10 protein-coding genes, 1 tRNA gene and 1 riboswitch are annotated in these 9,153 nt (G+C 45.3%); of the genes, 9 read left to right on the forward strand and 2 right to left on the reverse strand.

What is annotated here, in order from left to right; all coding sequences use genetic code 11:
- The 7 genes from IM477_RS13290 to IM477_RS13320 form a co-directional block, all read left to right on the forward strand.
- On the forward strand, positions 1-195 hold a 195-nt coding region (locus IM477_RS13290; protein WP_353845544.1), incomplete at its 5' end, for a DUF4351 domain-containing protein.
- 143 nt (positions 196-338) lie between these two features.
- Entirely contained in the window at positions 339-644 is a 306-nt protein-coding gene (locus tag IM477_RS13295) for a hypothetical protein (RefSeq protein ID WP_002752790.1), read from the forward strand.
- Positions 641-1,051: a type II toxin-antitoxin system VapC family toxin gene (locus tag IM477_RS13300; protein ID WP_287732107.1), complete on the forward strand. Its 411-nt coding sequence runs from the start codon at positions 641-643 to the stop codon at positions 1,049-1,051. The genes IM477_RS13295 and IM477_RS13300 overlap by 4 nt, the downstream gene beginning before the upstream one ends.
- A 428-nt stretch (positions 1,052-1,479) precedes the next feature.
- A complete protein-coding gene (locus IM477_RS13305) occupies positions 1,480-2,082 on the forward strand; it encodes a Uma2 family endonuclease (protein ID WP_002797340.1) in 603 nt (200 codons plus the stop codon).
- 173 nt (positions 2,083-2,255) lie between these two features.
- Positions 2,256-2,390: riboswitch (cyclic di-AMP (ydaO/yuaA leader) on the forward strand.
- 107 nt (positions 2,391-2,497) lie between these two features.
- Positions 2,498-3,337 carry a nitrate ABC transporter permease gene (ntrB, locus tag IM477_RS13310; protein WP_043996816.1) on the forward strand — a complete coding sequence of 280 codons (840 nt, stop codon included), beginning with the start codon at positions 2,498-2,500 and terminating at the stop codon, positions 3,335-3,337.
- A gap of 4 nt (positions 3,338-3,341) precedes the next feature.
- A complete protein-coding gene (locus IM477_RS13315; protein WP_287732108.1) occupies positions 3,342-4,745 on the forward strand; it encodes a CmpA/NrtA family ABC transporter substrate-binding protein in 1,404 nt (467 codons plus the stop codon).
- A gap of 5 nt (positions 4,746-4,750) precedes the next feature.
- Positions 4,751-5,587, forward strand: a complete 837-nt coding sequence (locus IM477_RS13320; RefSeq protein ID WP_287732109.1) for an ABC transporter ATP-binding protein — start codon at positions 4,751-4,753, stop codon at positions 5,585-5,587.
- Positions 5,588-5,689: 102 nt separating this feature from the next.
- On the opposite strand, the gene murA is transcribed toward IM477_RS13320, so the two are convergent.
- On the reverse strand, positions 5,690-7,003 hold the full coding sequence (gene murA, locus IM477_RS13325) for a UDP-N-acetylglucosamine 1-carboxyvinyltransferase (RefSeq protein ID WP_287732110.1): 1,314 nt from the start codon (positions 7,001-7,003) through the stop codon (positions 5,690-5,692).
- A gap of 191 nt (positions 7,004-7,194) precedes the next feature.
- On the opposite strand from murA, the gene IM477_RS13330 reads away from it, so the two are divergent.
- Together IM477_RS13330 and IM477_RS13335 are read left to right on the forward strand one after the other, a co-directional pair.
- A tRNA-Leu gene (locus IM477_RS13330) sits at positions 7,195-7,278 on the forward strand.
- 62 nt (positions 7,279-7,340) lie between these two features.
- Positions 7,341-8,135, forward strand: a complete 795-nt coding sequence (locus IM477_RS13335) for a TrmH family RNA methyltransferase (RefSeq protein WP_287732111.1) — start codon at positions 7,341-7,343, stop codon at positions 8,133-8,135.
- Between the two features lie 42 nt (positions 8,136-8,177).
- Here the strand turns inward: IM477_RS13335 and IM477_RS13340 are convergent, their stop codons facing one another.
- Positions 8,178-8,909 (reverse strand): TIGR02391 family protein, encoded by a 732-nt coding sequence (locus tag IM477_RS13340; protein WP_287732112.1) that lies wholly within the window; start codon positions 8,907-8,909, stop codon positions 8,178-8,180.
- Positions 8,910-9,153 lie beyond the last annotated feature (244 nt).

The following is a 9,153-nucleotide window of genomic DNA, read 5'->3' on the forward strand; positions in this document are numbered from 1 at the left end:
CAACGAGGCAGTTTAGAAGGACAACTATCGCTGATAACCAGTCTTCTGGAAGGACGGTTTGGCCCCCTAGATGCAGAATTATCTGGTCTGGTGGAACAGATTGCCCAACTTCCTATCTCGGAACGCACCGGGTTACTTCTTTCTCTGGCCAATTTATCTCGCTCAGAACTGTTAGAAAGATTCAGGGAAAATTAAACTTTCAGTCCCAATCTCAAAAACAGACAATTAAAATTCCCGATGAACAATCATTTCCAAATCCTGAAGAACCTTAAATGTCCTGCTTATTTTGCTAGACTAAAGAAGTCCCAATTCTTGATTAGCCTGAGATAGGAAGGATTATGGTCAATCAAATCAGCATTGTCATCTCCAAGAATCCCGACGGATATTCACTCAAATCTCCTGAATTAGCAGCAATTGATTACCAGGATAGCTCTCTAGAAGGCGTTTTAAATCGACTGAAAGATGCCCTGGAAACTCATCTGATGGCTTCTGATATATCTCAAGAGGAGACTGGAGAATCAATTTTAAAGATAGTTGATAGGTTGAATCTGAACTTCCCTGAAGAAGAACTTGAGCCGCTTCCATCTGACGGTGCAGAAGAGCATGACCATTATCTTTATGGGAGTCCCAAGAAAAGGCAATGAAACAAATTTTTGCCGACACTTTCTACTGGGTTGCTTTAATCAATCCCCAAGATAATTGGCATCAACGAGCCAGAGAAGTTACGTCCAGTCTCAAAAACGTTAAACTTGTGACGACGGATGAAGTTTTGGTAGAGCTACTGAATTTTATGTCAGTCCGGGGAGCAAATCGGAAGCGACGTACTGTCGAATTTATCGATAATCTGCTCCAGAATCCCCGCCTTCAAGTCATTCCGCAAAACCGGGAATCATTCCTGCAAGGCTTCGAGTTATACCGCCGCCGTCCAGACAAAGAATATAGCCTGACAGATTGTATTTCAATGACGGTCATGCAGCGCTTAAAAATCAGTCAAGTGTTAACTCACGACAATCATTTTCAGCAAGAGGGTTTCATAATTCTATTTGAATAACAGAGGGAAAATTAAACTTTCAATCTCCCTAAGCCAGGAAAAACTATGCCCAAGCATTAATAGTAGTTTGTCGGCTGAATTATGGACAAATCTCGCTCACGGAACAGTGAACAATCAACAGTCAACTGATAAAAACCCCTCCAATTAATGAAGGGTAATTGTGGGATTTTATTGATGGTATTAGGAGACTTTTGTGGTTTCTTTTTCTGAAAAGACGGACAACAGAAAATCACACACTCCCCATAAAAACTGTATCCTAAGCTACATTTTTATAAATATTTACATTCCTCTTCGTCAGGCTTCTTTAGCAAGGTTAAGAGCGATCGCCTTCTATCTTTTAGTAGTCAATAATGCCGTTGACAAGAGCTAAGTTAAGATTGAAGGGCATTCAGTTGTTAATTCGTGTAATTCTTGAGTAGGGCGAAAATATGACGACACTACTTGTGCAAGCGACCTCGGCTCCTTTGATGATTGATCTTCCTTGGATTATGCCGATGACGGAGGAGCAATTTTATGAATTTTGTTTAGCCAATCGAGATTTACGCATTGAACGCAGTGCTAGTGGAGAAGTGATCGTTATGCCTCCTGCTTTTTCAGATACGGGTAATCGCAATTTTAATATAGCTCTGCAACTGGGGAACTGGTCAGAACTAGATGGAACGGGGCTTGGGTTTGATTCCAGTGCGGGTTTTACGCTGCCCAATGGTGCGACTCGTTCACCGGATGCTGCTTGGATTAAATTAGAACGCTGGAATGCTTTAACAGAAAAACAAAAAGCCTCTTTTGCCCCCATCTGTCCCGATTTTGTCATTGAATTGCGTTCTGCTAGTGATACGGTATCCAGTTTGCAGAAAAAGATGGAAGAATATATTGCCAATGGTACTTTATTGGGTTGGTTAATTGATCGCCAAAATCGCCAAGTCTATATTTATCGTCCCCATCAAGAACCGGAGATTTTAAATGCTCCTGAAACCATTAGTGGTGATCCAGAATTGCCGGGGTTTGTATTAGTAATGGCTAAGATTTGGTAAATGCGATCGCTGCGGACTCCTGTTATGAATTATGAATTATGAATTGGGGAAGTGGGGAGTGGGTTTTTAAAGTTGGATTGGGAGTTAATCATACTGTTAAAAAATGATTTAGTATCAGGGGCGACCGGGATTTTCCCACAACTCGATCGAATGTGTTATCATTCTGGGCAAATAGAGTAAGTCAGCCTAATTCAACCGTGGTCTGTTGAAGCGGAGGAACCGAATTTGGGGCGAATTTCAGTCAATGAAAAGGACATCTCTCAGTCCTAGCCCGTCAGCTAACTTCGTCGGCATTGGGGGAAGACTGAAGAGAAACAGAATAGGAAATATTCCTGTAAATATTCTGACTCTTTCAGGATTCTTGGTTGGTACTGCTCATTATCTGTACCTCGATCCTTATATAAGGGTAAATAACATGAATATTGCGGCTATTTTAGTCGCTGGGCGTGCCACAGGCAGGCAAGCGAAAGCTTGGCTGTTTAAGGATGTGGTACTGTATCCGGCGATGGGTTTTATCGGTCTGATTACCCTCTGGTGGATGATTGCGACTTTCCGAAGTGAATTGATGCCCAATCCTTGGCAGGCCTTGACTAGCAATCTCGATTATATTCTGCATCCCTTCTATCGTCGCGGTCCGGGCAATCTCGGCATTGGTTGGCTATTGCTGGCCAGTTTGCGACGCGTCTTAATCGGTTTTCTGTTGGGAGCATTAGTGGCTATTCCGGTCGGGTTTCTCATCGGGCTATCCCGGCCAGCTATGCTCATCCTCAATCCGATCATTCAAATTCTACGCCCCGTTTCCCCCCTAGCTTGGCTACCTATCTCTCTAGCCATGTTTGGAGTCGCGGAACCCTCGGCCATTTTTGTGATTTTTATCACCTCCCTCTGGTCAACCATGATTAATACAGCCCTAGGAGTCGGTAGTGTACCCAAAGACTATATCGATGTGGCCAGAGTCCTAGAAATGCCCAAATATCGCCAGATTTTTAAAATTATCCTCCCCGCTAGTTTGCCTTACATTTTTACGGGATTGCGCTTAAGTTTAGGAATTGCTTGGCTAGTCATCGTAGCCGTGGAAATGTTAACCGGAGGTGTGGGAATCGGGTTTTTTCTCTGGGATGAGTGGAATCGCTTAAACCTTAGTTCCGTCTTTCTGGCGGTGATTGTCATCGGCGTTACCGGTTTAATCCTCGATTACCTAATTAGCCGTTTACAAATCCTTGTCACCCATCGTCCCGCTAAACCGGGCAGTTAATACCATGATTCCCCCCATATCTAGACGTACCTTCCTTCAGGGATTGGGGACGACTTTGGTTACTGGTAGTCTGACTGCCTGTACTATCAATGCCAGTCGCAACCCGACGGGATTAACCGAGGCAGCCCTAGCCGTAACCCCGATTATCGATCCGAAAACCCTAGAAAAACCTAACCTCACCGTGGGATATGTCCCCGTCAATGATTGCGCCCCCTTCGCCGTCGCCTGGGAAAAAGGCTTTTTTCGCAAGTATGGACTGAATGTCACCCTCAGTCGGGAAGCAAGTTGGGCGAATTCCCGTGATGGTATTATCTTCGGACGCTTGGACGCTTCTCCCGTGGTCTCCGGGGCGATTACCAATGCGAGGACGGGGGCAGAAGGGGCGCGGGTTGCCCCTCTGTGTGGGGCGATGACTATTCATCGTCACGGCAACGCTATGACCTTGAATCGGCCGATGTGGGATTTTGGCCTTCGACCTTGGCGAGAGTATAATGGCGATCTTCAGCAAGCGGGCCAGCAACTGCAAGCCTATTTCCAGAGTATCCCCCCGCAAGAGCGCATCTGGGCAGTGGTCTTGAGTTCCTCCATCTATGAATACTTCCTGCGTTACCTGACGGCATCGATGGGCATTAATCCGATCGAAGAATTTCGTCTTTTGATTATTCCGCCGCCGCAGATGGTCAACAATATGCGTATTGGCACAATGCAAGCTTATATGGTGGCCGAACCCTGGAACACTAGGGCGATTACCGGTAACGAAGGGGTCGGTTTTACCTTTGCCCAGGGACGGGAAATCTGGCAAGGACACCCCGATCGCATTCTAGCGGTGATGGAGTCCTTTATCGAAGAAAACCCGAAAACCTATCGCTCTTTAGTCAAAGCGATGATTGAAGCTTGTCAGTATTGCGATCGACCTGAAAATCGAGAGGAAGTAGCGACGATCATTTCCGGGCGCTCGTTTACAGGGGCAAAACCACAATTTACCCGCCCCGGCATCGTTGGGGATTACAACTATGGCGGTTTCGATGCTCGAAAACGTCTGGTTGAGGACCTAGCGACGACAATTTTTTTCGCCATGCCGAAAGATATTGCCAAAGCCGATCACGATCATTCTACCTTTCTCTGGCAATCCGAAAGTCTTTGGTTAATCACCCAAGCCGGTCGCTGGGGACAGATTGCTGAAATACCCAAAAATGCGGAAGAAATAGCCAAAAAAGCTTGGAGAACTGATTTATACCGTCAAATCGCCGACGATATGGGTATTGTTTGTCCCAGCGAGGATTATTACGTCGTACCGCCGGGGGCTTTTATCGATCAAAAAGCTTTTGATCCTAGCGATCTCGTCGGTTATCTCAAGAGTTTTGAAATTCGCGCCAATTCACCTCAATTCTTTTATTTGCACGGATAATTATTATGGCTCAATTCTCCTCTGTTCCTAACTCGATCTCAAGTTCCTTTTCCGGGGAGGAATTTTTAGAGATTAAAAATATCGTTAAAGCTTATCCTCAAGCTGATGGCAGCAATTTTGTTGTCCTTGATGGGGTCAATCTAACTATTGGTTCCCAGGAATACATTTCGGTGATCGGTCATTCTGGTTGCGGCAAATCGACGCTTTTAAAAATTATCGCTGGTTTAGAACAAGCTTCTTCGGGACAGGTCACTTTAGAGGGAAGATTAATTCGTAAGCCTGGGGCTGACCGCATGATGGTTTTTCAGCATTATTCTCTTTTGCCCTGGTTGACAGTGCGAGAAAATATTCGCTTGGCGGTGGATGAAGTTCTTAAAAGTGCTAGTAAAGTTGAAAAAAATAGCCTTGTTAATGAACATTTAGCTATGGTGCATTTAACGGCCGCTGCTGATAAATATCCCGAAGAAATCTCCGGCGGAATGAAGCAGCGGGTGGGCATCGCTCGCGCTTTGGTAACTCGACCGAAAATGCTATTAATGGATGAACCTTTTGGGGCTTTAGATGCTTTAACTAAGCGAAAATTACAACAGGAAGTTCTGAAAATTTGGGAGAGTCACCGGCAAGCGGTGATTATGATTACCCATGATGTAGATGAGGCAATTTTCATGTCCGATCGCATTGTTTTAATGACCAATGGGCCCCATGCTAATATCGGTGAGATTTTAACGGTTCCTTTTCCCCATCCCCGGGATCGTCACGCCATGCGAGAAACTCAAGAATATTATGATTTAAGGAATCATGCTCTCGATTTTCTAGAGCGTTATTTTACAGCAGATGAATAGGCGGTGAAAAAGTCAGATAATATCTGTAGGGGCGAAGCATTCGGATGGGAAATCTCCGGTTTCAGCGATAGGTTATTGCCCGAATGCTTCGCCCTTTTTCTATTAAGATGGGGACAGGGTAGCCAATTCTAAGGCTAAAGGATCAACCCGGCGTAAATTTGCCCCTAATGCTCTTAATTTACCCTCTAAATTATCGTAACCTCGATCGAGGTGATGAAGTCCCTGCACAATAGTAGTCCCCTGGGCTGCTAATCCTGCCACCACCAAAGCTGCCGAAGCGCGTAGATCCGTGGCCATCACCGGCGCCCCGGAGAGGAAAGGCACACCGCGCACTAAAGCCACATTTCCTTTGACCTTGATATCTGCTCCCAGACGCTTTAATTCGGCCACATGACGCAGACGATTTTCAAAAACCGTTTCATTAACCACGCTACTGCCCTCGGCTAAAGTTAATAGAGCCATAAATTGGGCCTGCATATCCGTGGGAAAACCGGGATAGGGCAGGGTTTCGATATCGGTGGCTTTTAAGTCTCTAGGGATAATCCGCAGACGATTAGGACCATCTTCCACCACTTCCGGCCCGATTTCGTGCAGTTTGGCAATTACCGAAGCTAAATGGCTGGGAATCACGGGATAAAGACTGATTTCCGAGCGGGTAATCGCCCCTGCTATCAGTAAAGTCCCGGCTTCAATGCGATCGGGAATGATACTGTAATCGGTACTGTGCAGACGGGAAACTCCCTCGATGACAATTGTATTGGTCCCGGCACCGCGAATTTTTGCCCCCATGGAAACACAAAAATCGGCTAAATCAATCACCTCCGGCTCTTGGGCCGCATTACCGAGAATGGTTTCCCCTTCCGCTAAAGTCGCCGCCATCATTAGGGTTTCCGTCGCTCCCACACTGGGATAATCCAGATAAATATTCGCCCCTTTCAGACGACCATTACCCTTAACGCGGGCGTGTACCATGCCCCCATCGATTAATACATCTGCACCCATTGACTGTAAACCCCTAACGTGCAGATCTACCGGTCTGGCCCCAATGGCGCAGCCGCCAGGGAGGGGAACTTTTGCTTCTCCTAAACGGGCTAAAATCGGTCCGATGGCGAAAAAACTGGCCCGCAACTGGGAGACGAGATCGTAGGGTGCTTGAGCTTGTTTGAGGTCTCTGCCATCAATCTCTAGTCTATCTCTGGTGCGACGGACTTGCACGCCCAAGGCCGAGAGAATTTGACTCATCCGCTCGATATCGGCCAGGGCAGGTACATTACTAATCTGGCACTCGTCGGAGCAGAGTAAAGCCCCCGCCATAATGACTAGAGCGGCATTTTTGGCACCACTGATCTTGACTTCACCCTTGAGAGAGTGACGACCTTGAATTTCTAAATAGGGATGCTCGGTATCGATGGTCATAGGATGATTCATTTATCTTGGTTGGCAGTCTTGGCTAAGGAAAGCTTCGGCAAAATGACACTGCATTTTATCAGATTTTTGAGGAAATTATTGGTGATTCTACCCCGAAAAGCGATTTTTGTCTTAATTATCTCAACTATCTTGACTTATGGATTGTCCGATAGTATAATAAAAGATTGTGAAAGAAAAATGCGGAACTGGCGGAATTGGTAGACGCGCTAGATTCAGGTTCTAGTGTCTGCAAAGACTTTCGGGTTCAAGTCCCGAGTTCCGCATTATCTCCCTCAAGACGTGGTTGTTTAGGGTAGCCCTAGCGGGGTGAAAAATCCGATTGGCTATGATTAGCAGTGTTCAAAACCCTTTAATCAAGCAAATTCGCAAGCTACACCGCACTAGAGAGCGACAGGAGCAGAATTTGTCCTTAATTGAGGGAACGCACTTACTAGGGACGGCTTTAGCCGTGAATTGTTCCCTAGAGACGGTTTGTTATACTGAAAAGTGGCGGCAAAGACAGGCACAATTAGCAGAGAAGCTTCAAAATCAGGCGAAACGAGTCGAGATAGTTTCCCCGGAAGTCCTCGCTTCCCTAGCAACCACGGTTAATCCCGATGGTGTGATTGCCACTATTTCCCGTGATCACCTTCATCCAGTCCCCCAAAATCCGCTACAATTGGGCTTAGTTTTGGAAAGATTGCAGGATCCGGGTAATCTCGGCACTATTATCCGCACTGCTGTGGCTACAGAGGTACAGGGTATCTGGTTAAGTCTCGATAGCGTCGAAATCGATAATCCCAAAGTGATCCGCAGTTCCGCCGGGGAATGGTTTCGATCGCCCCTAGTGGTAGAATCGGATTTATCGGCTTTAGTGAAAAAATATCAAGCACAGGGGGTAAAAGCGATTGCGACTTTACCCACAGCCACCAAAAGCCATTGGGAGATTGATTTTACCCGTCCGACTTTAATATTATTAGGCAATGAAGGAGCCGGTTTATCACCCCAATTAGCGGCTTTAGCCGATGAAACGGTGAAAATTCCCCTCTTTGGTGGTGTGGAATCTTTAAATGTTGCGATCGCTACTGCTGTCATCCTCTACGAAGCTAGAAGACAATTATCCTACAGTAGGGTGGATTAGCTTCAGCGTAATCCACCGTTAAACCAGACAAGAATTAGAGATTTATGTATTCTCGTTTTCTGTCTCCCAATCTAAATTATCTAGCATCTTCAACAATAAATTAATGAATACGATAATTTCTCCACCCTCCTCTGGTTTAGGATCGATGAATCGATGAGCGTAACGGTTACGAAAAAGCTTCATTGTACCCGAATATAAATCACGGTATGCCTCTAATTCTTCTGATGGAAGCTTATCTTTTTGTAGAGATTTATTGCTTCCAAAAATTAGGTTAACAATACCATTACCCGTGGCTTTTTGATTAATATTATCAATATTTCCCAGTTTCCTCATGCGGTCTTCTAAAACCACTGTCGCATTGCGAATCGCAGTATCCCACGCTTTTGGATTATCTCCACCCGCACTCACAGAAAAACGGACTCTCTCCCATAGTTCGCAGTCTAAATGTTCAACTTCAGTCAAGGGAATTAGATGACGAATAGCCGAGCGATTGGGTTCAGCAAAGTTAGAATCAACCGCTTCATAAGCTTTTCCTGTTAGAGCGCCCTTGTATTGATTCTGGCTTTTTTGTTGCCATTTAATATAACCATATTCTTCTAATATATCGAACGTTGCGAATTCGACATAAGGAGGGCTATCAAAACCCTTGTAATCAACCCAACCATAATCTGTAAGAGTCCTAATGTACCAAATACTGTCCTCTTTAAGATTACCAGCCCGTACTTCTTTAACTATCCATCGCAAAGGGTTTTTTTGATTTTCTGTTAATGTCATATTGACACCTCCAAAAATAATTAACAGTACCATTATACTATGTAGTTTTGATTTTCGTAACGGGAATTTGCTAAAACCGACATCTATATAGGGTCTGCTGAAAAAGTACGGGCGAAGCATTCGGATAGAAAATCTACGGTTTCACCGATAGGTTATTGCCCGAATGCTTCGCCCCTACAGGACACGGGCCGATGAAGACGCAAGGTTTTGAACGAAGATTCTCTCAAAATCTTGCACCTGTGAG

The sequence above is a fragment of the Microcystis sp. M090S1 genome, assembly GCF_020246295.1.
GTDB classification, from domain to species: Bacteria; Cyanobacteriota; Cyanobacteriia; order Cyanobacteriales; family Microcystaceae; genus Microcystis; species Microcystis aeruginosa.